27 protein-coding genes are annotated in these 24,716 nt (G+C 57.9%); 11 read left to right on the top strand and 16 right to left on the bottom strand.

Going from position 1 to position 24,716, the window contains the following annotated elements; genetic code table 11:
- Positions 1-12: 12 nt before the first annotated feature.
- From ABNF92_RS09035 to ABNF92_RS09010, 6 genes are all read left to right on the top strand, one after another.
- Positions 13-828, top strand: a complete 816-nt coding sequence (locus ABNF92_RS09035) for an ABC transporter ATP-binding protein (protein WP_349343955.1) — start codon at positions 13-15, stop codon at positions 826-828.
- Positions 828-1,706 (top strand): branched-chain amino acid ABC transporter permease, encoded by an 879-nt coding sequence (locus tag ABNF92_RS09030; RefSeq protein ID WP_064229120.1) that lies wholly within the window; start codon positions 828-830, stop codon positions 1,704-1,706. The genes ABNF92_RS09035 and ABNF92_RS09030 overlap by 1 nt, the downstream gene beginning before the upstream one ends.
- A 1-nt stretch (position 1,707) precedes the next feature.
- Positions 1,708-2,751 (top strand): branched-chain amino acid ABC transporter permease, encoded by a 1,044-nt coding sequence (locus tag ABNF92_RS09025; RefSeq protein WP_069182730.1) that lies wholly within the window; start codon positions 1,708-1,710, stop codon positions 2,749-2,751.
- A gap of 71 nt (positions 2,752-2,822) precedes the next feature.
- Positions 2,823-4,031: an ABC transporter substrate-binding protein gene (locus ABNF92_RS09020; RefSeq protein ID WP_136629982.1), complete on the top strand. Its 1,209-nt coding sequence runs from the start codon at positions 2,823-2,825 to the stop codon at positions 4,029-4,031.
- A gap of 8 nt (positions 4,032-4,039) precedes the next feature.
- Positions 4,040-4,849, top strand: a complete 810-nt coding sequence (locus ABNF92_RS09015; protein ID WP_069182732.1) for an ABC transporter ATP-binding protein — start codon at positions 4,040-4,042, stop codon at positions 4,847-4,849.
- Positions 4,846-6,648, top strand: coding sequence for an AMP-binding protein (locus ABNF92_RS09010; RefSeq protein ID WP_349343954.1), 1,803 nt, complete (start codon positions 4,846-4,848; stop codon positions 6,646-6,648). Before ABNF92_RS09015 ends, ABNF92_RS09010 begins: the two co-directional genes overlap by 4 nt.
- An 11-nt stretch (positions 6,649-6,659) precedes the next feature.
- Here ABNF92_RS09010 and ABNF92_RS09005 read toward each other — a convergent pair whose 3' ends face one another.
- Together ABNF92_RS09005 and ABNF92_RS09000 are read right to left on the bottom strand one after the other, a co-directional pair.
- Complete coding sequence (locus ABNF92_RS09005; protein WP_349343953.1) at positions 6,660-6,980, bottom strand: hypothetical protein; 321 nt, start codon at positions 6,978-6,980, stop codon at positions 6,660-6,662.
- Between the two features lie 91 nt (positions 6,981-7,071).
- A complete protein-coding gene (locus ABNF92_RS09000) occupies positions 7,072-8,022 on the bottom strand; it encodes a hypothetical protein (protein WP_349343952.1) in 951 nt (316 codons plus the stop codon).
- A 131-nt stretch (positions 8,023-8,153) separates the two neighbouring features.
- Between ABNF92_RS09000 and ABNF92_RS08995 the strand changes: the two genes are divergently transcribed.
- The gene (locus ABNF92_RS08995; protein ID WP_349343951.1) at positions 8,154-8,801 is read left to right on the top strand and encodes a hypothetical protein; all 648 of its coding nucleotides are present in this window, start codon (positions 8,154-8,156) and stop codon (positions 8,799-8,801) included.
- 37 nt (positions 8,802-8,838) lie between these two features.
- Here the strand turns inward: ABNF92_RS08995 and ABNF92_RS08990 are convergent, their stop codons facing one another.
- Entirely contained in the window at positions 8,839-9,231 is a 393-nt protein-coding gene (locus ABNF92_RS08990) for a globin (protein WP_349343950.1), read from the bottom strand.
- A 212-nt stretch (positions 9,232-9,443) separates the two neighbouring features.
- Here ABNF92_RS08990 and ABNF92_RS08985 point away from each other — a divergent pair, with 212 nt between their 5' ends.
- Positions 9,444-9,731 carry a hypothetical protein gene (locus ABNF92_RS08985; RefSeq protein WP_349343949.1) on the top strand — a complete coding sequence of 96 codons (288 nt, stop codon included), beginning with the start codon at positions 9,444-9,446 and terminating at the stop codon, positions 9,729-9,731.
- A 93-nt stretch (positions 9,732-9,824) separates the two neighbouring features.
- Here the strand turns inward: ABNF92_RS08985 and wrbA are convergent, their stop codons facing one another.
- The 6 genes from wrbA to ABNF92_RS08955 all read right to left on the bottom strand — a co-directional run bounded on the left by wrbA (position 9,825) and on the right by ABNF92_RS08955 (position 14,761).
- A complete protein-coding gene (gene wrbA, locus ABNF92_RS08980; RefSeq protein ID WP_349343948.1) occupies positions 9,825-10,424 on the bottom strand; it encodes an NAD(P)H:quinone oxidoreductase in 600 nt (199 codons plus the stop codon).
- A gap of 23 nt (positions 10,425-10,447) precedes the next feature.
- Positions 10,448-11,242 (bottom strand): hypothetical protein, encoded by a 795-nt coding sequence (locus tag ABNF92_RS08975; protein WP_349343947.1) that lies wholly within the window; start codon positions 11,240-11,242, stop codon positions 10,448-10,450.
- Between the two features lie 47 nt (positions 11,243-11,289).
- Positions 11,290-12,441, bottom strand: coding sequence for a CaiB/BaiF CoA-transferase family protein (locus tag ABNF92_RS08970; protein ID WP_349343946.1), 1,152 nt, complete (start codon positions 12,439-12,441; stop codon positions 11,290-11,292).
- Positions 12,442-12,463: 22 nt separating this feature from the next.
- The gene (locus ABNF92_RS08965) at positions 12,464-13,273 is read right to left on the bottom strand and encodes a citryl-CoA lyase (protein WP_349343945.1); all 810 of its coding nucleotides are present in this window, start codon (positions 13,271-13,273) and stop codon (positions 12,464-12,466) included.
- 62 nt (positions 13,274-13,335) lie between these two features.
- Complete coding sequence (locus ABNF92_RS08960) at positions 13,336-13,941, bottom strand: VOC family protein (RefSeq protein ID WP_349343944.1); 606 nt, start codon at positions 13,939-13,941, stop codon at positions 13,336-13,338.
- Positions 13,942-13,996: 55 nt separating this feature from the next.
- Positions 13,997-14,761, bottom strand: a complete 765-nt coding sequence (locus ABNF92_RS08955) for an alpha/beta hydrolase (protein ID WP_349343943.1) — start codon at positions 14,759-14,761, stop codon at positions 13,997-13,999.
- 115 nt (positions 14,762-14,876) lie between these two features.
- On the opposite strand from ABNF92_RS08955, the gene ABNF92_RS08950 reads away from it, so the two are divergent.
- Positions 14,877-15,785, top strand: coding sequence for a LysR substrate-binding domain-containing protein (locus ABNF92_RS08950; protein ID WP_349343942.1), 909 nt, complete (start codon positions 14,877-14,879; stop codon positions 15,783-15,785).
- A 66-nt stretch (positions 15,786-15,851) separates the two neighbouring features.
- Positions 15,852-16,694 carry an endonuclease VIII gene (gene nei, locus ABNF92_RS08945; RefSeq protein ID WP_349343941.1) on the top strand — a complete coding sequence of 281 codons (843 nt, stop codon included), beginning with the start codon at positions 15,852-15,854 and terminating at the stop codon, positions 16,692-16,694.
- Here nei and ABNF92_RS08940 read toward each other — a convergent pair.
- The 3 genes from ABNF92_RS08940 to ABNF92_RS08930 are packed head-to-tail and all read right to left on the bottom strand — an operon-like array spanning position 16,691 to position 21,630.
- Positions 16,691-17,680, bottom strand: coding sequence for an L-threonylcarbamoyladenylate synthase (locus ABNF92_RS08940; RefSeq protein WP_349343940.1), 990 nt, complete (start codon positions 17,678-17,680; stop codon positions 16,691-16,693). The two genes, nei and ABNF92_RS08940, sit on opposite strands and share 4 nt — an antisense overlap.
- 6 nt (positions 17,681-17,686) lie before the next feature.
- Entirely contained in the window at positions 17,687-20,056 is a 2,370-nt protein-coding gene (locus tag ABNF92_RS08935) for a DUF2309 domain-containing protein (RefSeq protein WP_349343939.1), read from the bottom strand.
- The gene (locus ABNF92_RS08930; protein ID WP_349343938.1) at positions 20,056-21,630 is read right to left on the bottom strand and encodes an NADH-quinone oxidoreductase subunit L; all 1,575 of its coding nucleotides are present in this window, start codon (positions 21,628-21,630) and stop codon (positions 20,056-20,058) included. Before ABNF92_RS08930 ends, ABNF92_RS08935 begins: the two co-directional genes overlap by 1 nt.
- Before the next feature lie 255 nt (positions 21,631-21,885).
- On the opposite strand from ABNF92_RS08930, the gene ABNF92_RS08925 reads away from it, so the two are divergent.
- Positions 21,886-22,440: a hypothetical protein gene (locus ABNF92_RS08925; protein WP_349343937.1), complete on the top strand. Its 555-nt coding sequence runs from the start codon at positions 21,886-21,888 to the stop codon at positions 22,438-22,440.
- A 46-nt stretch (positions 22,441-22,486) separates the two neighbouring features.
- Here the strand turns inward: ABNF92_RS08925 and ABNF92_RS08920 are convergent, their stop codons facing one another.
- The 4 genes from ABNF92_RS08920 to fdh3B form a co-directional block, all read right to left on the bottom strand.
- Positions 22,487-22,726 (bottom strand): sulfurtransferase TusA family protein, encoded by a 240-nt coding sequence (locus tag ABNF92_RS08920; protein ID WP_136629275.1) that lies wholly within the window; start codon positions 22,724-22,726, stop codon positions 22,487-22,489.
- A complete protein-coding gene (locus ABNF92_RS08915) occupies positions 22,719-22,844 on the bottom strand; it encodes a hypothetical protein (protein WP_264754179.1) in 126 nt (41 codons plus the stop codon). The genes ABNF92_RS08920 and ABNF92_RS08915 overlap by 8 nt, the downstream gene beginning before the upstream one ends.
- A complete protein-coding gene (locus tag ABNF92_RS08910; RefSeq protein ID WP_349343936.1) occupies positions 22,841-24,013 on the bottom strand; it encodes a formate dehydrogenase subunit gamma in 1,173 nt (390 codons plus the stop codon). Before ABNF92_RS08910 ends, ABNF92_RS08915 begins: the two co-directional genes overlap by 4 nt.
- 88 nt (positions 24,014-24,101) lie before the next feature.
- A complete protein-coding gene (gene fdh3B / locus ABNF92_RS08905; protein WP_069182749.1) occupies positions 24,102-24,710 on the bottom strand; it encodes a formate dehydrogenase FDH3 subunit beta in 609 nt (202 codons plus the stop codon).
- Positions 24,711-24,716 lie beyond the last annotated feature (6 nt).

The raw sequence follows: 24,716 nt of genomic DNA, 5'->3' as shown, positions 1-24,716 counted from the left end.
CCGGGAGGAAGTTTGAGCATCCTTGAAATCAGTAACCTGTCTCTGTCGTTTGGTGGTGTGAAGGCGCTGCAGGACGTGAGTTTCCGGGTACCTGAGAACACCGTAACCACCATTATCGGCCCCAACGGCGCTGGCAAGACGTCGCTGTTCAACTGCATCTCCGGGTTCTACAAACCCCAGCAGGGCACGATTCAGTATCAGGGGCAGCCACTGCCGGGCAGCATCAAGCCACCGAAGCGAGCCGCCATGGGGCTGGCCCGAACCTTCCAGAACATTGCCCTGTTCCGGGGCATGACCGTGCTCGACAACATCAAGCTGGGCGCCCACGTGCATATGAAGAGCGGTCTGCTCAGTGCCCTGGCCTATTTCGGCCCGGCCCGACGCGAGGAAATGGCCGTTCGTAAAGATGTGGAAGAGCGGATCATCGATTTCCTGGAGATAGACCATATTCGCCGCCAGCCTGTGGCAAGTCTTTCCTATGGTCTACAAAAGCGCGTTGAGCTGGCCCGGGCGCTGGCCATGCAGCCGAAAGTACTGATGCTGGATGAGCCGGTGGCGGGCATGAACCGGGAAGAAAAGGAAGACATGGCCCGCTTTATTCTCGACATCCGGGAAGAGTGGGGTGTCACCGTGCTGATGGTGGAACACGACATGGGTATGGTGATGGATATTTCCGACCACATCGCGGTGCTCAACTTTGGTCAGGTCATCACCGAAGGCCTGCCCGCGGAGGTTCAGAACAACCCGGAGGTGATCAAGGCCTACCTGGGCAACAGTGATATCGAGAGCCTCCGCAAGAAACTCAACGCCGAGGGGGAGGCCGCCTGATGGATTGGTTGTTCTTCGGCGAAATCAGCCTGGCGGGCCTGGCCATGGGCGGCCTGTATGCCCTGATCGCTCTGGGTTTCGTGATCATCTATAAAGCCACGAGGGTCATCAATTTCGCCATCGGCGAGATCATGATGTTCGCGGCCTACCTGTTTCTGGCATTCGCCGGCGGCATGGAGCTGTCGCCCTGGATTGCCCTGCCGATGGCGGTGATCGGCGGTAGTATTCTCGGCGGTGTCATAGAGAAAACCATGATCCGGCCGATGCTGGGGGAATCGCCGATTTCCGTGGTGATGGTCACCATCGGTATTGCCAGCATTCTGGTGGGTCTGGTGGAGTTTATCTGGACCGCTGATCCGCAACTGCTGCCCAACTTCCTGCCCCGGGAGCCGGTGTTTATCGGGGAACTGTATCTGGCACCCAAGATCGCTTACGGCTTTCTCATTGGTTCCGCCCTACTGATCATTTACCTGCTGTATTTCCGGTTCTCCCGGGGTGGTGTAGCCCTGCGAGCCACGGCCTCGGATCAGGCGGCAGCCTATTCAATGGGTATCAACGTGCGCCGTGTCTTCAACATGGCCTGGGTGTTCGGTTCGCTTGCGGCGTCCCTGGCCGGCGTGCTGGTGGCGGCCACCGGTGGGCTGAGCCCGCAATTCGGGATCATCGGCCTCAGTGTACTGGTAGTGGTGATCGTGGGCGGCCTGGACAGCATTCTCGGCGCCCTGGTGGCCGGCGTATTCATCGGCTGGCTGGAAACTGTGGCGGGCGCCTATCTGGGCGGCGAGTACCGGATGCCGGCAACCTTCCTGGTGCTGGCGATCATCCTGGTGATCCGCCCCTACGGCCTGTTCGGCACCCACGAAATAGAGCGAGTGTAAGATGCGCATCGGTGACGCGAAACAGAGTTACGAGGCCGATGAGGCAATCTGGACCAGCCAGACCCAGAAGCTGTGGTTGGGGCTGTTCCTGCTGATTCTGCTGGTTTTCCCGTTTGTGGTGAATTCTTACCTGCTTTACCTGGGGTGCCTCGTGGGGATTGCCGTGATCAGCACCACCGGCCTGAACATCCTGACCGGTTTTACCGGCCTGATTTCCCTCGGGCAGGCCGGCTTCATGGGCGTGGGCGCCTATACAGTGGCCTGGTTATCCCTCAATACCGCCCTGCCGTTTCCGGTTACGCTTCTGATGGCCGGGCTGATGGCCGCCGCCGTGGGCATTCTGGTGGGCCTGCCCTCCCTTCGGGTCAAGGGCCTGTACCTGGCCATCGCCACCCTGGCGGCGAGCGTGTTCCTGCATTTCATTTTCGCCGAGTGGGAATCGGTGACCGGCGGGATGGGCGGTTTGAGCCTGGAGCCGGCGCACCTGTTCGGACTGACTTTCCAGAGCGATTTCAGGATGTATTTCATCATTGTGCCGCTGGCGGTGCTGATGGTGCTGGCGGCCCGCAATGTGTTCAGGACCCGGATTGGCCGGGCGTTTATCGCCATTCGCGACCGGGATATTTCCGCCGAGATTCTCGGGATCAACTTGCTGCGTTACAAGCTGATGTCGTTTGCCCTCAGCTCGTTCTATGCCGGGATCGCCGGTGGCCTGTTCGCCTATTTCTATCGGGTGGTGACGCCGGAAAGCTTCCCGCTTTCCATGTCGATTTTCTATCTGGCGGCGGTGATCGTCGGGGGCATGGGCAACCTGCTGGGGGGCATTCTCGGCGCCGCCTTCATGACTTTGGTGCCGGAAGCCCTGAAACTGCTGACCGCTGCGCTGACGCCTTTTTATCCCAACGCCCCGGTGTTCATGTCGCCGATGCTGGAAATTATCTTCGGTGCCCTGATCGTGGGCTTTCTGATCTTTGAACCCCATGGCCTGGCGGAGATCTGGCACCGCATCCGCCGGTTTTTCCGGCTGTGGCCATTCAGGAATTAACCGTGTTTCAACGGGCCTGGTACACAGAGCCCATGCACCACCAACAACAAGAAGCAGCAAGGAGAAGAAACATGTTCAGAAACATCCTCGAAAAAGGTCGCCGGCTTGCCGGGCTTGGTAGCCTGGTCGCTGCGCTGACCGTTGCTGCCCCGGCGATGGCTCAGGACAAAGAGCCCATCGTGTTCGGCGGCTCGATCCCGCTCTCCGGTGTTTTTGCCTTTGCAGGCATTCACCTGCACGCCGGCCTGACGGATTACACCGACTGGATCAACAGCCAGGGCGGTATCAATGGTCATCCGGTGGAATACGTGATGGAAGACACCGCCTATGAGGTGGACAGGTCAGTCGCAGCCTTCAAAAAGATTTCCGGCAGCAGCTCCCCGGCCACCTACTACGGCGACAGCACCGGTTTCATGAAAGCCATTGCCTCGGAGCTCAACAGCCAGGGCAATACGCTGATGAGCGGCGCGTCTTTCGCCACCGTACTGACCGACAATGAAACCTATCCGTACCAGTTTATCCCGGGCCCTAACTACAGCCAGATGTTCGGGATCATCCTGGAGTACATCGCCTCCCAGGGTAAGGATGGCGAGATGCCAAACGTGGCGTTTGTCTACAGCGATACCGAATTTGGCAAGGACCCGATCGAGAATGGCAAAGCCCGCGCGGCTGAGCTGGGTATCGAAGTGGTGGAAGAGATCGTCACCAAGCCGGGTAGCGTCGATGTCTCCGCCGAAGTGTTGAAGTTGCGCCGCGTGCGCCCGGATTACGTGGTATTTCACGGCTATGTGTTGTCACCGATCAACGAGTTCATGGTGCAGATGCGCCAGATGGGCCTGGATACCCAGTTCATGGGCACCTTCTGGTCCTCGGACAAGCTGATCATCGACAAGATGGGCGCGGATGCCGACGGCTATATGGGTGTGATGCCCTACAACTACTACGACAGCGAGGAAAGCGGTCCGATGCTTGATGCCCTGAGGGCTCAGGCAGAGAAAAGTGATCCAGAGGCTGGTTACCGTCCGACCGGCTATATTCAGGGCTGGTTCAACGCCATGGTCTGGACGGAGGTGATCAAGCGCACCCTCGATGCCGGTAAGGAGCTCAACGCGGACAACATGGCCGAAGCCCTGGCTTCCATTGAGGACTGGGACACCGGTGGCATCATCGGTATTCCGGTCACGGTGAAGGATATGTCGTTCCCGGTGGGCCGTATCTGGCGGGTGAATGCCGAGGCGGGCCGTTATGAGCCGGTATCGGACTGGATCCACCTCGACTGAGGGGCTGTATGGAAGCCTTACTGGAAATCGATAATATCGAGGTGGTCTACAACAAGTCAGTGCAGGTCCTCCGGGGCCTGTCACTGCGGGTGCCGGAGGGGGCCATTGTGGCGCTCCTCGGCTCCAATGGTGCTGGTAAATCCACCACCCTCAAAAGCGTCTCGGGGCTGCTGACCCTGGAAGACGGGGAGGTCACTGCCGGCGAAGTACGCTTCAGGGGTAAGGATGTAAAAGGCGTTCCGCCGGAGCGGCTTGTGCGCGACGGACTCTTCCATGTCATGGAAGGCCGGCGAGTGTTCGAGGATCTCACGGTTGAAGAGAATCTGATCGCCGCCACCTACGCGCTCAGTGGCAGTAAGCCTTCCCTGAGTGACAGCTACGAGTTGGTTTATAACTATTTCCCAAGACTGAAGGAGCGCCGTAAGCAGCTGGCCGGTTATCTCTCAGGCGGCGAGCAGCAGATGCTGGCCCTGGGTCGGGCGCTGATTGCGCAGCCAGACCTGATCATGCTGGATGAGCCCTCGCTTGGTCTGGCGCCGCTGCTGGTGGAAGAGATTTTTACCATCGTGGCCAGAATCAACCGGGAGCAGGGCACTGCCATCCTTCTGGTGGAACAGAACGCCGCGGTGTCACTGGCGATTGCGTCTTACGGTTACATCATGGAAAACGGCAAGATCGTGATCGACGGCCCGGCGGACAAACTCACGGCCAATGAAGATGTTCAGGAATTCTATTTGGGTGTGGGTGGCAAGGAAGGTGAGGCCCGCAGTTATCGAGACATCAAGCACTACAAACGCCGTAAACGGTGGCTGTCATGACAATGCCTTCCATCCCTGACCTGACGCTGACCCAGATGCTTCGAGCCCATGCCCGGGAGCGCCCGGACGCCCTGGCACTGCGTCAGAAAGATTTCGGTATCTGGCAGGCCTATTCCTGGCAGGATTATTACCGGCGGGCCCGGCACTTCGGGCTGGGGCTTCGTGCCATGGGGCTCGAACCAGGTGGCCATGTAGCCATTATCTCGGAAAACCGGGTGGAGTGGGTCATCGGCCAGATGGGTATCGGTCTGGTGCAGGGCATCTGCGTCGGGGTCTATCCCACCAGTCCCTGGAACGAGGTGGCCTATGTTCTTGAGCACAGCGACGCGGAATTCGTGATCTGCGAAGACCAGGAACAGACTGACAAGGTGCTGGAAGCCTGGCCAGAGCTGCCCAAACTGAAGCACTGCATTGCCATCGATATGAAAGGCCTGCGCTACTATCCGGAACCGCCGGCAGCGTTCGAGGATATCGAGGCCAGGGGCCGGGAATTCGAAACGCAACATCCCGGCCTGGTGGATGAATTGCTGGACAGCCAGAAAATGGATGACACCGCCCTGATGATCTATACCTCCGGGTCCACAGGCCGACCCAAGGGGGCAATGATCAGTTGGTACAACCTTCACGCCGCGGCGCCGGGACTCATCAAACTTTTACAGGCTGATGAACACGGGTCCACCCTTTCTTACCTGCCCCTCTGCCATGTGGCCGAACAGGCCTTTACCAACATCGCACCGGTTTATGTGGGCAGTACGGTCAGCTTTGGCGAGAGCCTGCGAACTATTCAGGAAGATCTGCGCGAGATAGCCCCGACCTTTTTCCTGGGCGTGCCGAGGATCTGGGAAAAACTGCACTCGTCCATCTACATCAAGATTCAGGAGACAGGACGATTGCGGCAGGCATTGTTCAACTGGGCGATTCGGGTGTGTTCACCCATGGCCACCAAGCCTCGTTCAGCGTGGAGCCTGAAGGAGAAATGCCTTTACGGCATCAGCTACTGGCTGGTGTTGCGTGCCTTGCAGAATTTTATCGGCCTGCGCCGATGCAGCATTGCCCTCACCGGGGCGGCCCCTATATCAACCGGCATACTGGAGTTCTTCCGGACCATCGGCATTCCCCTGGTAGAGGTTTATGGCCAGACGGAAAGCACTGGTGTTGCCACGGCGCAACCCGTTGATGACGTGCGCTTGGGAACGGTGGGTGTCGCTGTGTCCGGGGTTGAGGTAAAACTCGGGGAACACAACGAGATCATCATGCGTGGTGGCAGCATGTTCAAAGGCTATTACAAGAACGACGAGGCCACCGCCTCAACCCTGAAAGACGGCTGGCTGCACACCGGCGACGTGGGTGAATGGCGGGATGGCCAGCTCAAGATTGTCGACCGTCTGAAAGACATCATGATCACGGCTGGCGGCAAGAACCTGTCACCGACGGAAATCGAGAACACGATCAAGGCCAGCCCCTACATCAAGGAATGCATTGTGATCGGTGAGGCCAGAAAGTACGTGTCTGCGCTGATCCAGATTGATTTCGATACGGTGGCCAAGTGGGCAGAGCAGGAGCGGATTGCCTACACCACCTTCCGGAGCCTGACCGAACAGCCACAGGTGAATGAACTTATACAGGCCGAAGTGAACAAGGGCAACGAGCAGCTACCGCAGGTGGCGCAGATCAAGCGCTTCCACCTGCTGACCAAGGAACTGGACCACGACGACGATGAAGTCACGGCCACCATGAAAGTTCGCCGAAGCAACATCTATGAGAAGTACACGGAGGTGATTGAGTCGCTTTACGCCTGACTGCGAGGCGCCTAAAAACCGGCGCCTTCTTCCACCCGGCTGCGTTCCATGTACTGGGTCAGTGCCGCATTGAGCACCGCCAGAACCAGGAACAGCAGGATGCCCTTGGGCACCAGGGCGTGGATTTCCGGATTGGGCGCGGTGCTGGCGGTTACCAGGATCAGGCCCAGGATATTGCGGGCCAGACGCATCGTGAGCATGGCGCACAGATACCCGGACTGGAATGCCGAATCTGCCCCCTTGAGCAGACGGCCGAACGCCGGCATCAGGTGCACGGTGTTAAGTAACAGAACAGAAAAGATGACTAACTGAACAACGCTTAAAATGGTCATGACCAGAGACTACCAAACGACTCAGCTGGTTAAAAAACGGGCAAAATTATCCCCGATTGGGCAAATTTAATCCAGTTCAGGGCGCAGCTGGCTAATAACTGCTGTTCAGAAGGTCGTGATAGTCGCTTCGAAATCGTTGGAAACTCAGATAGTTATTTCGGTGGTCCACCAAACCTGCAGAATTGAACGCTTCCACAAAGGCCCGGGATTCTCCGGTGCTGACCTCGCCATAGAAACCGCCGTCCCAGTCCAGCACCTGAACCATCTCCAGTAGAACTGTTATTGCCAGCGCGCCGTTGGCTTTTTCCAGATAGCGGTACGCCAGGCCGTAGTGCTCGAAACGATAGGGCGTGTTGACAGCGTCAGTCGGAGTCACATCCCAGAGGGGATCGTAGTCATAGTGCTGATAAACCGGAGCAACGGGCTCCCCTGCTGCAACGACCGCCTGTCCCTCCGAGAACCAGTAGGGCAAAAGGCTGTAACCCGCATCATACCGGGACAGGTTTTCCTGGACGAAATGGGCCAGCTCGTGGGCAACAAACTGGCCGGTCTCATAGGGCCACTGACCGTAATACGGGTTGAACGCCACGGCGGCCGATGAGGCCGACACAAACTCAGTGTGTGGTACCTCTGGGCTGAGGCAGCCGATTACCTGTCCGGGATAGGGTACTGCCGCGCTGCGGTCCTCGACAAAATCGGACCAACGTAACTGGAACCGACTCAGCACACCGTCGATCCGACGTTCAAGCTCCGACGCGGCAGCCCGGAACGAGGTCTCGCTGTAGGCCGGTGAGCCATAGACCCGCACCCGACCGCTGTGAGTCTCGAAATACAGAGGTTCGTTCCGACAGGCCTCAGTGTCTATGCCTAGTGCCCAGGAGCTCGTGGGGTAGTGCCGGCCGGTATCCCGTGCGTCATAGAAGAGCCCGGATACGAAGCCATCGGAATCCGGGTAATGGAGACTGTCCGAGGTAGTGACCTTGCAACCGGTCAACGTCAGCACAAGAACACTGAGTACCAGCGTGGCTTTACTGGTTGTCATAAGAGACTCCCGAAACGATCCTGTTGTCCAGAATGATCGCAGGGTTTTCGTGGAGGCTCCGTCAACGGGGTGTAAAAATCAGGTAAAGCGAGCTAGCGTAGTGATTGATATGGACGAGGGAGAACAGATAGATGGACTACATCGCTCCTGTCAGCAGCGCCATCATGGCAATTGTCTGGATTGTTTACTTCCAGCTGTTTTTTCTGCAATACAAACGGAACAACCGTCCCTACCTTGTGATTCACCATGCCCAGAATGAAAACCCGGATGCCCTGTGTCTGCTGGTGAACATGGGTAAGGAAACGGTGCACGTGCAGTGCGTTCAGGTGGTCCTCCACACCCGTGCGGGTGAAGAGAAGGTCATGACGGTCACCGAGTATCGCCGGGTCGGAGCGGACGATGCGAACGTGCACCAGGTGTTGCGCCAGGGCCCGTTGCAGCCCGGTGGGTATCTGGTGCTGGGCTCGTTCAGGAACATCATCCTGGGGCGACGCAGCGAAGAAAGTGACAGCGATTACCTGTTCGAGGACATCACCGGTGTTGAGATCCGGGCCGCGGTGATTCACGGGCCGACAAAGTACCCGGTGGGTGTGAGACGGAGCTTTTCTCTCAGCCACGAGGGCGGCCCCCAGATCTTTCCGAGGAACATTCACAGCGAACAGCTGGTGCGCCGAAAGGACCGGCATCAGGTGCGTCGGTGGGTTGAAGAGGAACTGCAGCCGGTGCGTCGGGGCAGCTCAGAGTCTGACGACTCGGACCAATCCGGACAGGAGAGTTGAAATCCTGGTCTGTGACTGTGGCGGCCCTCTGCCCTGTTCAGTAGGCCCCTCGAATAAGATCAATGCCCGGCGTCAGAACTTCACGCCAAGCCGTATCCAGTTCGGGGGTGTATTCCGGATCGTGAAGGCGGACGGTTTTCATGAGTGAATCCAGCCAGAGGGAATACCACTCGGGCTTGATGTCGTAATGGGAGCGGTTATGGCTCTCACCAAGCGCTTTCAGCTTTCTGTCTGACATTCCCCGGGCGTGCAGGATCAATTGCATGATGCCGTTGCGCAGAAGGTGGCGTTGCGCGGCCATATCCGTTTTTAAAAACCGGTCCCGGATAATGTTCGAACTGGCCATGAAGAAGTCGTAGAAGTCGACAAAGAAAGCGTCGCGGTTGCAGCAGCGTCCGTAGCTTTGAAAAACGAGGTCCGTTTTATTCATTTGCAGTAAATGTCCTTGCCTGGTGGGTCACTTATCAAATGGAGGCGGGAGAATACTCGGCCCAGTAAACGGTTTCCGTTGAAATTTGTTACTGGTTTTCCGAAATAACTGTCGCTGTATCAGTCATATACCCCACTTCCGGGTTGCGTTACCCCCTATCTTTGTTGAGGATGGTGCCGTCACTTGCCAATCCAGCAAAGGAGGCATTTTATATGTCGCTGAAAGACGAACTGATCAGAAAAGCTGAAGCGCAACTGGAAGAATGGGAGAAGCAAGCCGATTCGTTGAAAGCCAAGGCCAAAGCAAAAGAAGCCGAAGCGGAAAACGAGAAGGCCAGCGCAGAGATCCAGCAGAGCGCGTCGGATACGCTGCGTTCGGTTGAAGAAAAAATCTCGGATGGCCGCAAGAAACTGGATGAGTTGAAGCAAAGCGGTGAAGACAATCTCGATTCGCTTCGCAAACAGCTGTCTGATCTGATCGGACCGGACGAAAAGCGGTAAGGTTACGGCAGCCAGGCAATTGCCGATATCTGTACACCCAGCCCCCGGGCGGGCAGAGACTCCGCCGGCCCGAGGGGGTGGATGTGATGATGTTTAGCCGAACAGTTTCTGTGCCGTCATACCGACCAACTCGCCCTGATGTCGTGCCCCTTCAAGCTCCACTTCGCTGGGAAGGCGAGAACCGTCGCCGTCGGCAATGGTTGTGGCACCGTAGGGTGAGCCACCCTTCACTTCATCGACACCAAGCTGCCCCTGGAAACTGTAGGGCAGGCCCACGATGGTCATGCCGAAGTGCAACAGGTTGGTGATCAGGGAAAACAATGTGGTTTCCTGGCCGCCATGCTGGCTGGCGGACGCGGTAAAGGCTGCGCCAACCTTGCCATTCAGGGCACCGCTGGCCCAAAGACCGCCGGCCTGGTCGAGGAACGCCGCCATCTGGCTGCTGATCCGGCCAAAACGCGTTCCCGTGCCCAGCACAATGCCATCGTAGTTTGCGAGTTCATCGACGGTTGCCACCGGTGCGGTTTGATGCAGTTTGAAGCCGGCATCGCTGGCGACCGATTGGGGGACCGTTTCCGGTACCCGTTTGATGTCGACCTCGGCACCTGATTTGCGAATGCCCTCGGCGATGGCGAACGCCATCAGTTCAATGTGACCGTAGCTGGAATAGTAGAGTACCAATACCTTAGCCATGGGGATGAGCCCTTCTGTATGGGTTAAAAGTAATAGCGGATCATTGCCCGGGGAGTGAACACGGTTTCGTCACCGCCGCCGAGGAAATCGGGGTTCTCGAAGTGGTGGATGTCAAAGCGCATGCCTGCATCCAGGGTCCGGGCTTCGTTCAGGAAAACAAAGAAGTCCGGACGGAACACGATCTCGTTGCCAAAATCGTCTTTGCGGTTGTTCACGATGAAGGTGGCCATGTGCTTGATGGCAATGTCACCGATCATGATGTCGTTGGACTGATAGAAAATCCGCGAGAACAGGTTGGCGTCCCGGACGACATTGCCGTCGAAGTCCGTCTTCCGATAGTAGAAGTCAGTTTCGAACCACTGGAAGCCCGGGATGTTCCAGGTGAGAAGGATCCCGTAGTTGTTGGCCTCAAAGCTGCCGTAGTCCGACTTCTCGTAGCGATAGGACAGCATTACGTCCGAGATGGGCCCAAGGCTGACGTTGGCACCGGTGAGCTTGCTGAGGCTGAACGCCGGGTTTGCAAAGATCACATAGGTGTTGTCGTTGCCCGGTATGCCACCCAGATCATCTCCGAACGTATGTTCCAGGTCGAACCAGTTGCGGCCGAACTTGTTGACGTCAAAATGCTCATACTGCAGCTGGTAGACCTCGCCGCTTTCATTACCGTTGCCGTACAGCACGTCCTCATCGGCGTCCCAGCTGTAGCCTGCGGCCACCGCGTTGACCTGGAACTGGATGTAATCCTCGGCCTGGGCGTTGGTACTGGTAAGGATCAAAGCGCTGGCCGAAAGACAAATACTTCCCATTAATTTTTTCATCGTTTCACCTGTTGTTTTTGTCGTAATGGTTCAGTGATTGAAGGGGGTCAGAAGGAGACCACCTTTTTCTTGGTTAGGTGTCGGAGGATTTCTTCCCGATTCTGGTCGAGCAGCGGCGGAGCGTTCACCGAGGTGTTTTGCTGACCGTCGTAGGAAATGGGTGAACGCACGGTTTTCCACTCCCCGCCGGAGGGATGCGGCGCCGACACCAGGAGATTGAGGTGCTTGGCTTGTGGGTCTTCAAGCGCCTCGTCCGGCCGGTACATCGGCGAGTGGGGCACGTCCTCCTGTTCCAGTCGTTCGCACCAGGTCGCCCTGGGTAGCGATTTGAAGATCGGGCCCATCAAATCGATCAGATCTTCCTGGTGAGCAATGCGGCCTTCGCGGGTTGCAAAGCGCTCGTCTTCAAACAGATCCGGTATTTCCATGGCATTGGCGAGGCCCTGCCAGAATTTTTCGGGCGAAGACATGTGCAGGGCGATCCAGTTGCCATCGGCGCACTCGAACACATAGGACTGGGATACCTGCGGACGGCTGTAGGGGCCCATCACTTCGTTTTCGGCATAGAAATGGGTGAAGGCGTCCAGGTTGAAATGGCACATGGCTTCCAGCATCGAGACATCCACCCGGCGGCCTTTTCCGGTCCGGTTACGCTCGTGCAGGGCGCCCAGAATTCCGTAAGCGGCGTAGAAGCCGGTCAGGGAATCGGCAACTGCCGGTCCCACCACCCTCGGATTTTCCGGGTTGATGAACAGCCCCAGGAATCCGCTGGCAGCCTGCGCAACGGTGTCATAGGCGGGGCGGGCGGCCGCTGGGCCGTCATTGCCAAAGCCGCTGATGCCGCAATAGATGAGCTTTTCGTTGATCGAGCGAAGGCGTTCCTCGCCAGCGCCCAGACGATCTGCCGTGCCCGGCCGAAAGTTCTGGATATACACGTCCGCCGAACGGATCAGCTCATCGAAAATGGCCAGATCTTCCTCGGACTTGGTGTCCAGGGTGATACTTTTCTTGTTGCGGTTGTAGGTCTGAAAGTGGGGGCTGTAGAGGCCACCTTTGAAGGCGCGGAAGGGGTCACCACTTCCTGGCCTTTCGACCTTGATAACCTCGGCTCCGAGGTCGGCCAGGAGCATGGATGCCGCCGGCCCGGTTATGAACGTTCCCTGTTCGATGACACGAATGCCTTCCAGAACGTTTGCCATGGGAATACCCTCTATACGAATATCAGATGGAGCTGGTGAAGCCGTCAGGTACTTCGCCTTCGTACACCGAGCTTTTCGAAGCCTGGTACGAGAGTGCGAAGCCGATGGAATGCTGCTGTTCCTCACGCAGATGGGCCAGCAGACCGGCGGTCCGGGCAAGAATCGGAATGCCTTTCAGGGACTCGATCGGGAAGCCGGCGTCCAGCAGGGTGGCGGGGATTGCTGCCGAGACATTCAGCTTCAGGTCCTTCCCGTAAATATCCGGGATGACTTTCTCCACCAGGTCAGCGGCTTGCATGTGCCGGCCCGCTACGCCCAGTTTCTCGGCCGTTCCGAACAGGGCATTGACCCTGGGGTCCCTCGCCTTGTGCAGCGGGTGGCCGTAGCCCGGCAAGGGGCGTTTCGCGGCGCGGTACTCGGAGACCACGGCATAGGCGGCCTGATCGAGCGAACACTGGTCCTGATCGGCCCGGTTGACCACTTCATCGAACAGCAGGCCGGCCTTGTCGGCCGCTCCGAGAATGACCGAACCGCATCCCAACAGGCCCGCAGCCACGGCACCCTGAAGCGCTTCCGGGGAAGCCGCGAGGGTCATCCGGCTGGCCTGAACGCTGGGGACCAGCCCGTGCTCGGTAATCGCGACGAGAGTCGCGTCCGTCATGGCTTTCAATCCGTCCGTGGGTTCTTTGCCGGTCAGCAGGAACAGGAAATACTCGGTAAAGCTGAGTTTCCCGATCAGATCCTGGGCCAGATCCTTGCCACGAATGATGATGGTCTCGTCGTTCGAGGTGCAGATGGACGTTCTGGGGACTGTCTCTTTCCCGATTTTCACTGGGTTACCTCACAGGTAGATCGTAGTTTCCGGTTTGCAGGAGCGTCGCGGAGGCAGCAGGATTACTGCTGCCAGCCTGCACCGCGCATGGTGTTGTTTGTGGGTACATCGTCTTCCTGCATCCACAGCGACAGGGTTTCGTGAGCGGTTTTGTAGGCTTCACTCATCAGTTCGTCGGTTTCAGGAACAGAGGAGGTAAGCTCGACCTGCAAGCCGCTCGGGTCGTGGAAGTAGATGGAGTAGCAATAGCCATGGTCGGTTTCCACAGCTTCGATACCGTGTTCACTGAGCTTGCGCTTGAATTCCAGCACCGCGTCCTTGCCGTCCACGGTCAGCGCGATGTGATGGCCAAACGGGTTGTTGTTCTCGAACTTGTTGATCGAGGCCTCCCGTGAGGACGCTTCGGATTTGAACTGGAAGAACGCCAGGCAGCTGCCATCGGCCATTTCGAAGAAGGTGTGAACGTAATTGTCCGGCTGACCGGTGACGGGATTGACACGCTCCACCCAGGTACCAATCAGCGGAAGCCCGAGAATGTCCTCGTAGAAATGCCGCGTCTCCTCCATGTCTTTCACCATGAAGGCATGGTGGTGGAGGCACCCGATCCGGTTATTGGCACGACGGGTCTTTGCATCAGCGAGATACGGATTCTGTTGTTGAGCAGTCATGTGTCTACCTCTTTTGTTGTTAGCAGATCCTTTTCTCGACCATCACCTGTCAGGCTCAGGCCGTTTCATCCGTGCGTTGGTTGCTTGGGTTGATTGCTGCGGTCAGCCAGGTTTGAAGCAGGGAGCCGACTGTGTCGGGTTGCTCCATCATGGGCATGTGTCCGCAGTTCGGAATGATTTCAAACTGGCAGTGCTTGATCAGAGACTGCATCCGGGCCATCACCGAGGCCGGTCGCAAGGTGTCTTCTTCGCCGGCAATCAGCATGACCGGACAGCTCAGGCTGCGGAGAACGTCGGTGGAATCCGGCCGTGCCTCGCCAGCCTTGATGTGCGATTCGAGGCGCGCAACGGGTTGGCGACCGATCATCCGGACCATCGCGTCCAGGAGTGCTTGATCGCCCCGGTTGTTCTCTGCCAGAAGATTGGGAGACCATCCTTCTGCCATGGCGGTCATGCCTCTGGACCGCGCCAGTTCAAGCATGCCCAGCCGGGCATTGGTTTCCTGAATACCTGCGTCGCCTTCCGGCTTGGGCGTGTGCTCGGTGGCGATCAGGCAGAGCCTCCTGACGCGCTCGGGGGCCAGCCGACAGATCTCCATGGCAACGCGGCCGCCCATGGAGTGGCCGGCCAGCGAGAATTGTTCGGGGGCGGAAGCCAACACCGACTCTGCCATACCAGCGAGGGAGTCCTCGTTGCCATAGTCTGCAACCCGGACCTCAGCAAACGACTCAAGAGGCGCAATTACAGGTGCCCAGCTTGCCCGGTCACAGACCATGCCTGGCAGCAATATCACGGTTTCCTGGTGCTGGTGCTGGCGCATTGTTCGGTGTTCCTCGGTTGATCCGGACCATGCCGGGTCTTTCTTGTTTTGAGTATTGATTAACTTTGATCAAAGATTACCCATGGTCAGGTATGAACAAAAGTGATATTTTTCGATGGAAACGATCGATGAGGTCACTGGTATGGAGCTGAGGCATCTACGTTATTTCCAGGCGCTCGCGGCGACGCTGAACTTCACCCGCGCGGCCGAGAAGTCCCACGTTACCCAGTCCACGTTGTCGCACCAGATCAGGCAACTGGAGGAAGAGCTTGGTGTGCCCCTGTTCGAGCGGGTGGGTAAAAAGGTCCTGCTGACCGAGGCTGGAGAAACCCTGCTGGACCAGATTGCGCCGGCCATGCGAATGATTGATGAGGCAACCTGGCACATAAAAGATGCTTCCGAGGTAGTGAAGGGAACAATACGTGTGGGAGCGACCCACAGCTTCAATATACGTCTGGTCCCGGATTGCGTGGCTGCTTTTCTGAATCGGCATCCCTCAATCAAGGTGGTGGTAGAAGAACTTTCCGGCAACGAAATTACCGAGCGTCTGAAGCAGGAGCAGATTGACCTGGGGATCAGCTACCGTCCCAGGGATCAGACCGACCTGCATTTCGAACCTCTCTATAACGAGGAAATGAAGCTGGTGGTAGGCAAAAATCATCCGCTCGCCAAGCGCAAGAAGATACGGATGGTGGAATTGCAGATGGTTCGAATGACTCTTCTGCCCGAGTATTTTTCCACGCGCCAGATTCTTGATGAATGTTTCGCCGCCGCCAGGGTGGAGCCCCAGATTGTGGTAGAGCTTAACTCGGTGATGCCGATGGTTGAGCTTGTGAAAAAAACCGACCTCGCAACCATCGTCAGCGAAATGGTGGTACCGAACCGTGAGGATCTGAGGGTGATTCCGATTGAGGATCCAACCCCCATGAGAACACCAGGCCTGCTCTGGGTGCGTGGCGGGCCCCAGTCGGAAGCGGTAAGGCACTTTGTGAATTCGGTACGGCGTTATTCTGCCCAGGGTTGATGGTCCGAAGTTTCGGTTTTTTCGAAACAGAAAGGGTTGCTCCAACATCTTACGGTGAGAGGTGGTATGCCCGAAGGTCCCGAAATACGCCGCATGGTCGATGACATCAACAAGGCGGTTGGCGGCAAGACTGCGCAATCTGTCTTCTTTGCATTTGAACACCTGAAACCTTTTGAAAGCACCCTTCGCGGCCGAAAAGTGGAACGGGTGGAAGCCCGGAGCAAAGCCGTCCTGGTGTTTTTCGAGGCGACAGATGAAGACGGCCCCTGGTGTGTTTACAGCCACAACCAGCTTTATGGGAAGTGGCGTATGGGTAAGCCTGATCGTGAACCCAGGACCAACCGGCAACTGCGGTTTGCGATTGTTGCTCCGAAGAAAGCCGCCCGTTTGTACAGCGCTTCGGATATTCAGCTGGTGCGGCCGGACGAATTGAACGCAGTCCCCTACCTTTCACGGCTGGGGCCGGACCCGCTCAATCAGGATGTCAGCGTCGATCAACTGCTGGCGGTGTTTGATGACAAGCGTTTCCGGGGCCGAAACCTCGGTGGCTTGCTTCTGGATCAGGGGTTTGTGGCCGGAATCGGTAATTATCTGCGCTCGGAAATCCTCTTTGAGGCGCGTCTCTCACCCTGGGCCAAACCTCGTGACCTGGATGCAGACCAGCAATCGAGACTGGCCGGGGCGATCCTGACTCTTGTGCAGCGAACCTATCAGTTAAAGGGGATCACCAATTCGCCCGAGAGGGCAGAGCAGTTGAAGCAGGCCGGATGGACGTTCGGTCAGCGCCGGCACATGGTGTTTAACCGCGATGGCCAACGCTGCCACGATTGCGCGTCGCCGCTTGTCAAAACCATGATGGCCAGCCGGCGGCTGTACTATTGCCCCGGGTGCCAGGGTGTGCCCGCTTAACCGAACTGTTCGGTACAGGCCCGTCCCAGCCGATCGTGGACGGCCAGCCACCGGCTTTCCCTTGGCGGGAGCTCGATGACGATTCGATCGACATTCGCCTGGTCCATTGAGTGCATCGCGGTGTAGAGCATGCGGGCATACTCGTTCGGATCGGCGCTGAGCATGATGGACTCGGAGGCCAACTCGCCCGGTGCTGACTGCCACCAGATCACGCCAATCCTTTCGCCTGACGGCGTGATTTCTGGTAGAAGCCGCGCGAATTGATCCGTTGCTACGCCAACGGTGGGCGTGACCGGTTGGTAGTGGCGCTTTACGCTTCCTGGTACCACCTGGCTGGCGCCTTTGCCCGGTGCCAGTGTGATTCCGAGGCAGGCTTCGATGTCGCTCTGGCTGATCTGCCCCGGTCGCGCGATGACCGGGGTTTCGCCGGTCAGGTCGACAATGGTGGATTCAATGCCCACCGAACAGTCGCCACCATCCAGAACCGCCGCGATTTTCCCGGATAATCCCCCGAGCACGTGCTCTGCGGTAGTCGGACTGATCCGGCCATAGGGATTGGCGGATGGGGCTACCAGATCCCGACCAAGCTTCTCCATGGTTGCCACCGTGGCCGGGTGCGCCGGCATCCTGACCGCCACGCCGGGATTGCCGCCGGTGATGAAATCGCTGACGTCGCTTTTCTTTGGAAGTAGCAACGTGAGCGGCCCTGGCCAGAAGGTGTTGATCAGCTTTTCGGCCGCCTCTGGCACCCGATCGACCCAGTATCTGATGCGTTCGGGCGAGGCTACGTGCACGATCAGCGGATGTCCGACAGGGCGCTGCTTTGCCTCAAACACTTTTCTGACCGCCTGTTCGTTGCTGGCATCGGCCGCCAGTCCATATACTGTTTCGGTTGGCATAGCCACGAGGTGGCCGGCGAGAAGCAGCGAGGCGGCTTTCTCGATGTCAGTCGTTTGTGTTGCGTCTAGTTTGATGGTTTCGGGCATAGGGTCTCACGGGTTGCTGGTCGGGCTGACCGCAATGGCTTGCCATTGATTCTTGTAAAAACGCTCGATCGAGGTTTGCTCATCGTCAATCCGGAACAGATACAGCCAGTCGTTGTCGATGAGGTCCTGAACGACCTGGTGCTTCTGGGCAATCTCGGCAATGGCTTCTTTCGGTGCGGCCAGATACACGCTCAAGCGCAGGGGTTCGTGAATCCAGCGTTCGCCATCGTGTACGGACTGCAGCGGCAAACCGATGCGCAGATCACCACCGTTGCCTTCAAACACACCCAGGTGACCGCCAACCACGTTGTGCAGCACTTTATTGCCGCTGCCGTAATGCAGGTTGTCGGTGACCGACATGAAGTACTGCAGGTTGATCCAGTGGGTGACCACCATGGGCGCGGTCATGATCAGCTCAAGAATCTTGAACCCTTCATCGTTCTGCCAGCGGTAATCGTGCAGGAAGCTGCGTCCACCCAGATCCAGGTGCCGGGTGGCCGAGCGAGGCGCCACGATAAAGCTGGCGTTGCCGGCCAGGCCCCATTCCGGGCGTACTTCGGACCAGTCCTGGCTGCGTTTTCTGATGGCGCTGTCCACGTCGTTGTCGCTTGCGACACCCAGACGAACGGCGCGTTCGCGACGGGCCTGGGCTCCGGCCTTGGCCAGGAATTTCCGGATGTCGTCGGGAACCTCACCGGCGCACTCGACCTCGTCGGTAGTGGTGTTATGCAGTGCTCCCACGAAGCGGGTTTCGGGAGGAATCGAGAGACCCTGTTCCGCCAGGGCCGCACGTACGTCCTTGTCGTTCAGCATGTCGGCAAGCACACGAACATTCACCGAGCCGGTCTGGCCGCCGCAGGCGCCGCAGTCCAGGCCGGCGGCGTGGGGGTTGTTGCGGGTGCTGCTGCCGTGCCCGACCAGCAATACCGTGGGGGCAAACCGGTCGGTCAGGGTCATCGCCCTGAGGATACCGCCAGCCAGTTCCGCTTTCTCTTTCGCTCCCAACAGGGTGCCATTCTGGCGGATCTCGAAGTTGGTATGTCCTTTATGGAGCTGGTCCACCGGCTTGGCTGATGATTTGCCAAAGAAGGTCTTGCGCACCATGCGTCCCAAACCGGCCAGCCCCATGCTCTCGATAAAGCTGAAACTGGCCGGCCCCGCGTTGGAAAACTGTGACCAGTGGGTATGGTTAGCCAACGATTGCTGGCTGAAGCGGCCGGAGGATTCGGCCTCTGTGACTTCAAGCGCGGGTGCCAGCAGTCCCGGCAGTTGGGGCCGGGAAAATTCAGTGCCCTTGGGGCGATACGAAATCGGCAGCCCGAAGAAACCGGCGAACCCGAGTGTCTGGATCGCAGGGTCCTGGGCTTCCAGTGCACGGCGAAAGACCTCCGAGCGAACATCAATGCAGAATGCGGCCTGCAGTTTGAGGGGCTCGTCGCCCGGCAACGGTTTTTCCGGCTTTGACAGAAGCTTGTCAGCCAGCTGTGACTGATAGGCGGCCTCCGCTTCTCTCAGCTGGCGCCAACCTGTGGTTTGAGACTGCTCATGGATTTCCTGCATTTCCGGCCAGGCGTCCCACTGTTTCAGCCAGTCCCGTTTCAGCTCAGCGAAGATGGCGCCGCCAACGTGCTGGACATGCCGCCAGATGGCCAGCTCCCAGGCCAGCCGGATTGCCAGAAGGCCCGGGAGAAGGTCCTCCTCGCTGCCACGCAGCCGTGCCTGCCAGCGCAGGTAAGCGGCCCAGGATGACCACCCGTTGATATCCAACAGTAGCGCGTGGGCATAATCGGCAGTGTAGGAGGGTTGCGCCGCGAGAGCGTTGAACGCGTCGGTGATCAGTTTTTCATGATCATTGGGTAGAACCTGAAATTGGGAAGGCAGGGATGGCTCTTCCATAACAATGGCAATGCCACGGTCTGCCCGGGTCATCTCCAGCCAGCTGTGATACAGATCCTGTGCATCCGCTTTGAAATCTCCCGCATCGAGGCGCTGGAAGTAGTCGCCGCAGAACTGGCTGATCTGGTGTACGACCTCATCCTGCCAACCCACGTGATGAGCGGTATCGCGGTTGCGATCCAGTTGCGCGCTGAGGTTCTGCCAGTGCTCCGGCATGCTGGCGGTCTCGGCGGCGACTACGCCATTACCCTGATGATCAAGCGCTGCCTGATTCTGGCAGCAGGTCCCATTGAGTGCCGCCATACGAGAGGCGACTCTGGAAAAGGGCAAGTCCCGCATTTCCCAGAACGGGTTGACCGCGATCATCTGATCCAGGGGCCAGGACGGTGCGATTCGCCGGCAGGCATCCGAGACAGCTGCCTGCCAATCCGGTGTCTGTCTGTTCTGTTCAATCGATGGATCGAGTTGCCTTGCTTGCATTATGCAGACTCCCTGGAACCGGAAGTTGAAGAAACGCTGACCATGGCCCTGGGACGCACCACATCAGGCAGTTTTGCTGGCCAGATTTTCAGGGTCAGGCGTGTGGACCACTCATCAAGGTAGCCCGCGGCAAACAGAAATCGGTAGAGCCTGGCGCCTGCGGAGGTGAACCGGTGATAGCGGATCTGGTAATAGCCGCGCACGAGCAGAGCGATAAGAACAGCGACAAACCCCACGGCTTCCAGGCCCGCCTGACTATCGGGTGGTGTCAGCACCAGACCAAAGAAGGTTTTCTGCAGCCAGTACAACGCCCAGAAAACCGCTCCAAGGAGTAAGCCCCTGCCAAGGGTAAGAACGCCGCCTGATGCAGACAGGAACTCTGAAAGCAGAATCGTCAACGCGATGCCCGGCACGACCCATGAAAACAGATCCGCCGGCGCTGACTCGTTGGCCAGGAAAATCGTCGGCAGCATGAACAGGGCCGCAAAAGAAGCAGCTGTTAGCCACTGCCGCGGCCCGGGCTCGTTGATCGCAACGAGTCGTTTCTTCATCGACAACTCAACCGTGTTGCCGGCATTGAGGAAGGTGTGGGCTTTGTAGGCGGAATGGGCCACCAGGTGCAGGAGTGCCAGCTCGTATAGACCCAGAGCGCATTCAACCAGCATCCAGCCCATCTGGGCGCAAGTCGACCAGGCCAGTTTCACCTTGATGGAAATGCGCGTCATCATGACAAGGCTGGCAAAGACCGCCGTGGGGCCCGCTACCAACAGCAAAAGCCATTGGGCAGCGCTTGCCTGGACAATCAGAGGCGCCATCAGAATCATCAGGAAGCCACCCAGGTTCACAACGCCAGCGTGAAGCAGGGCGGAGACAGGCGTGGGCGATTCAACCACCTGGATCAACCAACCGTGGAATGGCATTTGCGCGCATTTGAAGAGGGCCGCCGCCGCCATCAGAATCGCGGCAGCGTGCGCTGCGGCGGGCAATTCTGGTGACGCTGAAACCTGTGCCAGGATTCGATCAATGAACGGCGTGTCGTATTGAACATAAAGCAGCAGGAACCCCGCGCCCAGGCAGAGCTCTGCAATGCGCGCAAAAATGAACTTCTTGTGGGCGGCGAGGGCGGCACGCGGACGATCGGGGAAAAACATCAACAACTGATGCAGGCTGATGCTGATGGCGATCCAGCTGATGAGGAACACCAGCAAATGGTTGGTGATCGCGATAAAGGCAACACTGGCAAGGATCACCTGCAGCCAGACCATAAAGCTGCGCTGGCCCGGATCCCCCGCAAGATACCGTTCCGAGAAACGCCCCAGCACCATTCCCAGCAGAGTGATCAGCAACAACATGATAGAGGCGAGTGGCCCGTGGCTGAACCAGACGCCAGCTACGGGCCACAACCAACTTGTAATGGCGGCGGCCACAGCGGAAACGAAGGCGAGTTTGAAGGTCAGCGATCGTACGAGAAGGTTGTTCGGTTTGGTTGCAAACCCCGTCGCCACGGCCCCGGCGCCGTAAAGCAGCGGGACCAGCAGGTAGAACAAGGATTCGATCGCCTGAACGTCGAACATGTGAGGGCCTCGGAATCAAACGTGTGTGTACGCGTAGTATCCGAAAGTTTTTATGTGAACAAAAATATATATATCCGATCGAAGCGTTCTAGATTAAAGAACAATTGGCCTGTGGTTTGTAAAACCTTTCTTCAAACACCATCTTTTGGCCTCGTTAAAAGAGACAGCCACAGGGGGTTGGCGGCAGTAACCCGGTCGCCGTTCCTCGAAAAGGCGTTTTAGCAGTGACAACCGGAAAAGACCGAGGCAAAAGAAGTGGATCGTGAAAACAAGGGGGCATTCCTGGCTCGAAGGAAAAAGCACTCCACATTGACGGCCGGGCTATACCATCCCACGCCCGAAGCCATGATGACCGAATACTGGGGTGTGTTCGTGGATAATACGCCATACATCCTACTGCTATCTGACAACCAGCGGAGCGCTCGCGAGAAAGCTAAGCGGCTGGCCGAATCTGCGAATTTCCGGACGCTCCTTGAAGCAACGCTGACAGCCTGCAAGGCAATCGAGGCGAGGGCTATTGACGGCCGCACCGTAAATTGGGGGGAGCAACTCACCGTGATCAGCGCCAGTCGCTCTGGCGATGTGGAAACGGGGACCAGGGAAATCGGCGAGATCAGGGCGATCCTGATGCCAGGTTGTCATCAGGCCATAGCGGATACCCTCTGCATAGACACCACCCTCGCGACCATCATTGATGCGGATTTTCCCCAGGTGTCAGATTTTGAAAAGTTGCCAGAACTGTCCGAGCGTGATGTGCAGATGTCGCTGGGGAATCTGGAGGCCCGCAAACATCCCGGTGGGGGCCATTAAAGATGCGTTCTTTCTACGAGCTTGAGGTGTCTTCCGAAATCGGCCATCAGGCGAGGCGAATTCGATAGCGGGTAACGCCGTGGCTTTCTTCCCGAGTCCACTCAATCCGGTGGCCAGTGATCTCACACAGGGCTTGCAGGTCTTTGCGGCCGGTGGGGTCGTCCGCCAGAAAATCTACCTGTGTACCGCTGGGCAGGTCTTTGATCCGTTTTTTGAAGCGCAGGACGGGAAGGGGGCATACCAGACCGACGGCGTCGATCTGGTATACCTCAGACTGATCAGTCAAGGCGAACGCTCTCGGCGCTGGTTTGTGCGGCCGACGACCAGCCAAACTGGTTAAGCACCAGCGGTGCCGCCGTAGCAATCAGCAGAGCTGCGACAAACGCGGAAATCATGACCTTCACGATGATCCTCCTTTGCCTTGTTTGGCCTCAACCTCAGCTACCCACAGGTCGTGGTGCTGGCGAGCCCACTCGAGATCAACCTGCCCGTTGCCCATGGCGTCGAACGCGCCTTCCATACCGACGGAGCCGATGTAGATATGGGCAATGATGGCCAGCATCATCACAAACGCCACAATCGAGTGCCAGATGTTCGCGTATTGCATCTCTTCATGGGGCGCGAGATCGGTCGGGAAGCTGGTTCCCAGAACGCTGTTGATCACCGCGAATGTGTCGGCAAACATCGGCATCTGGAACGGAAACAGCAGTGACAGACCTGACAGGGATACCGAGACGCCGAGAATCATCACCGTCCAGAAAATGATCTTCTGGCCGGCATTGAACTTCTTGGCGGAAGGGTGGCCTTTGGTAAAGATACCGCCGCCAGCCTTGATCCACTGCCAATCGAGTTTGTTGGGTATGTTATGGGCAACCCACATCACGAAGGTCATCACCAGGCCGAGCATGAATGCCCAGGCCACATTGTTATGCAGCCATTTGGAACCGGCTGCCAACGTGGCAAACGCGTCCGGCCCCATAACCGGAATCAGGAAGCTGCGTCCCATCAGGGTGATCAGCCCGGTCAGGCCGAGTGCGATGAACGAACCGGCCAGTAACCAGTGACCAAAGCGCTCGACAGCCTTGAACCGCTCAATGGTGGTACCAGCAGGCCCGCCATCAATCATGATTTTGCCGCGAACAAAATAGAACACCACCAGCAGGCCGATGATCGCGAGCAGTGCGCCGCCGCCATAGGTGATCATCGGGCCTTCCCGAAGCTTCCACCAGGGCATGCCGCCGTCCTGAATCAGCACATCGGCGGCTGGGCCGCGTACCTGAGTGGTTGGCTCAATTTCGTTGTAGCGGATAGCCCGCCAGTTCTCCGAATCGGAGACGCCGCCCCGGGTTCCCAAAGGCGCCGAGACAGAGGGTGCGTTCTCCGGGTTACCGAGGTTCTGGGAGCGGAAACTGTCGTCGACTTCCAGCTGCTTTTGGCGTCGCAGGATGTCTTCGAGGGTTTGAGCCCCACCGGTTGCGCTTCGTTCCGGTTCGGGAATGTCCTGCGCCCAGGCAGGATTAAATAACAGCGTCGCTAGCACCAGGGCGACGACGCCTATCAGTTTTTTGTTCATCTAGAGCACTCCAGCGGAATCAGCAAGAAGAAATCTATGCCGTAACCGAATTCGGGGCTCCGAAGAGCCCCAAATCCGTCAGGCCAGTTTATGCACCCTTCTTCTCGTAGGCAGTGCCCCATCCCCATGCACCGGAACCGAAACCACGGTTCACAATACGCTGGCGATAGATATCCGCAACCTCGTCGCCGTCACCGGCCAACAGGGCTTTGGTTGAGCACATTTCCGCACAGATCGGCAATTTGCCCTCAGCAATACGGTTACGACCGTACTTCTGGAACTCAACAGTGGAATTGTCTTCTTCCGGACCGCCTGCACAGAACGTGCACTTGTCCATCTTGCCCCGGCTGCCAAAGTTGCCCGCTTGCGGGAACTGCGGCGCACCGAACGGGCATGCGTAGAAGCAATAGCCACAACCGATACACAGGTCCTTGGAGTGGAGCACGACACCGTCCTCGGTCTGGTAGAAGCAGTCCACCGGACAGACAGCCATGCAAGGCGCGTCTGAACAGTGCATGCATGCTACCGAGATCGAACGCTCTCCGGGTTTGCCATCTTCGATGGTTACCACCCGGCGACGGTTGATGCCCCAGGGAACCTCGTGCTCGTTCTTACAGGCCGTTACGCATGCATTGCATTCGATGCAGCGCTCGGCGTCGCAAAGGAATTTTGCTCTTGCTTGTCCTTCAAGTGCCATGGTCTA

The organism is Marinobacter sp. MMG032, from assembly GCF_040112695.1.
Taxonomy (GTDB): domain Bacteria; phylum Pseudomonadota; class Gammaproteobacteria; order Pseudomonadales; family Oleiphilaceae; genus Marinobacter; species Marinobacter salsuginis.
This window is presented reverse-complemented; position numbering and strand designations above follow the sequence as displayed.

What these genes read in the sequence shown, in the direction of transcription:
- ABNF92_RS09030 (WP_064229120.1), top strand. Translation starts at nt 828, where the DNA reads ATGGATTGGTTGTTCTTCGGCGAAATCAGCCTGGCGGGCCTGGCCATG.
- ABNF92_RS09025 (WP_069182730.1), top strand. Translation starts at nt 1,708, where the DNA reads ATGCGCATCGGTGACGCGAAACAGAGTTACGAGGCCGATGAGGCAATC.
- ABNF92_RS09020 (WP_136629982.1), top strand. Translation starts at nt 2,823, where the DNA reads ATGTTCAGAAACATCCTCGAAAAAGGTCGCCGGCTTGCCGGGCTTGGT.
- ABNF92_RS09015 (WP_069182732.1), top strand. Translation starts at nt 4,040, where the DNA reads ATGGAAGCCTTACTGGAAATCGATAATATCGAGGTGGTCTACAACAAG.
- ABNF92_RS09010 (WP_349343954.1), top strand. Translation starts at nt 4,846, where the DNA reads ATGACAATGCCTTCCATCCCTGACCTGACGCTGACCCAGATGCTTCGA.
- ABNF92_RS09005 (WP_349343953.1), bottom strand. Translation starts at nt 6,980, where the DNA reads ATGACCATTTTAAGCGTTGTTCAGTTAGTCATCTTTTCTGTTCTGTTA.
- ABNF92_RS09000 (WP_349343952.1), bottom strand. Translation starts at nt 8,022, where the DNA reads ATGACAACCAGTAAAGCCACGCTGGTACTCAGTGTTCTTGTGCTGACG.
- ABNF92_RS08995 (WP_349343951.1), top strand. Translation starts at nt 8,154, where the DNA reads ATGGACTACATCGCTCCTGTCAGCAGCGCCATCATGGCAATTGTCTGG.
- ABNF92_RS08990 (WP_349343950.1), bottom strand. Translation starts at nt 9,231, where the DNA reads ATGAATAAAACGGACCTCGTTTTTCAAAGCTACGGACGCTGCTGCAAC.
- ABNF92_RS08985 (WP_349343949.1), top strand. Translation starts at nt 9,444, where the DNA reads ATGTCGCTGAAAGACGAACTGATCAGAAAAGCTGAAGCGCAACTGGAA.
- wrbA (WP_349343948.1), bottom strand. Translation starts at nt 10,424, where the DNA reads ATGGCTAAGGTATTGGTACTCTACTATTCCAGCTACGGTCACATTGAA.
- ABNF92_RS08975 (WP_349343947.1), bottom strand. Translation starts at nt 11,242, where the DNA reads ATGAAAAAATTAATGGGAAGTATTTGTCTTTCGGCCAGCGCTTTGATC.
- ABNF92_RS08970 (WP_349343946.1), bottom strand. Translation starts at nt 12,441, where the DNA reads ATGGCAAACGTTCTGGAAGGCATTCGTGTCATCGAACAGGGAACGTTC.
- ABNF92_RS08960 (WP_349343944.1), bottom strand. Translation starts at nt 13,941, where the DNA reads ATGACTGCTCAACAACAGAATCCGTATCTCGCTGATGCAAAGACCCGT.
- ABNF92_RS08955 (WP_349343943.1), bottom strand. Translation starts at nt 14,761, where the DNA reads ATGCGCCAGCACCAGCACCAGGAAACCGTGATATTGCTGCCAGGCATG.
- ABNF92_RS08950 (WP_349343942.1), top strand. Translation starts at nt 14,877, where the DNA reads ATGGAAACGATCGATGAGGTCACTGGTATGGAGCTGAGGCATCTACGT.
- nei (WP_349343941.1), top strand. Translation starts at nt 15,852, where the DNA reads ATGCCCGAAGGTCCCGAAATACGCCGCATGGTCGATGACATCAACAAG.
- ABNF92_RS08940 (WP_349343940.1), bottom strand. Translation starts at nt 17,680, where the DNA reads ATGCCCGAAACCATCAAACTAGACGCAACACAAACGACTGACATCGAG.
- ABNF92_RS08935 (WP_349343939.1), bottom strand. Translation starts at nt 20,056, where the DNA reads ATGCAAGCAAGGCAACTCGATCCATCGATTGAACAGAACAGACAGACA.
- ABNF92_RS08930 (WP_349343938.1), bottom strand. Translation starts at nt 21,630, where the DNA reads ATGTTCGACGTTCAGGCGATCGAATCCTTGTTCTACCTGCTGGTCCCG.
- ABNF92_RS08910 (WP_349343936.1), bottom strand. Translation starts at nt 24,013, where the DNA reads ATGAACAAAAAACTGATAGGCGTCGTCGCCCTGGTGCTAGCGACGCTG.
- fdh3B (WP_069182749.1), bottom strand. Translation starts at nt 24,710, where the DNA reads ATGGCACTTGAAGGACAAGCAAGAGCAAAATTCCTTTGCGACGCCGAG.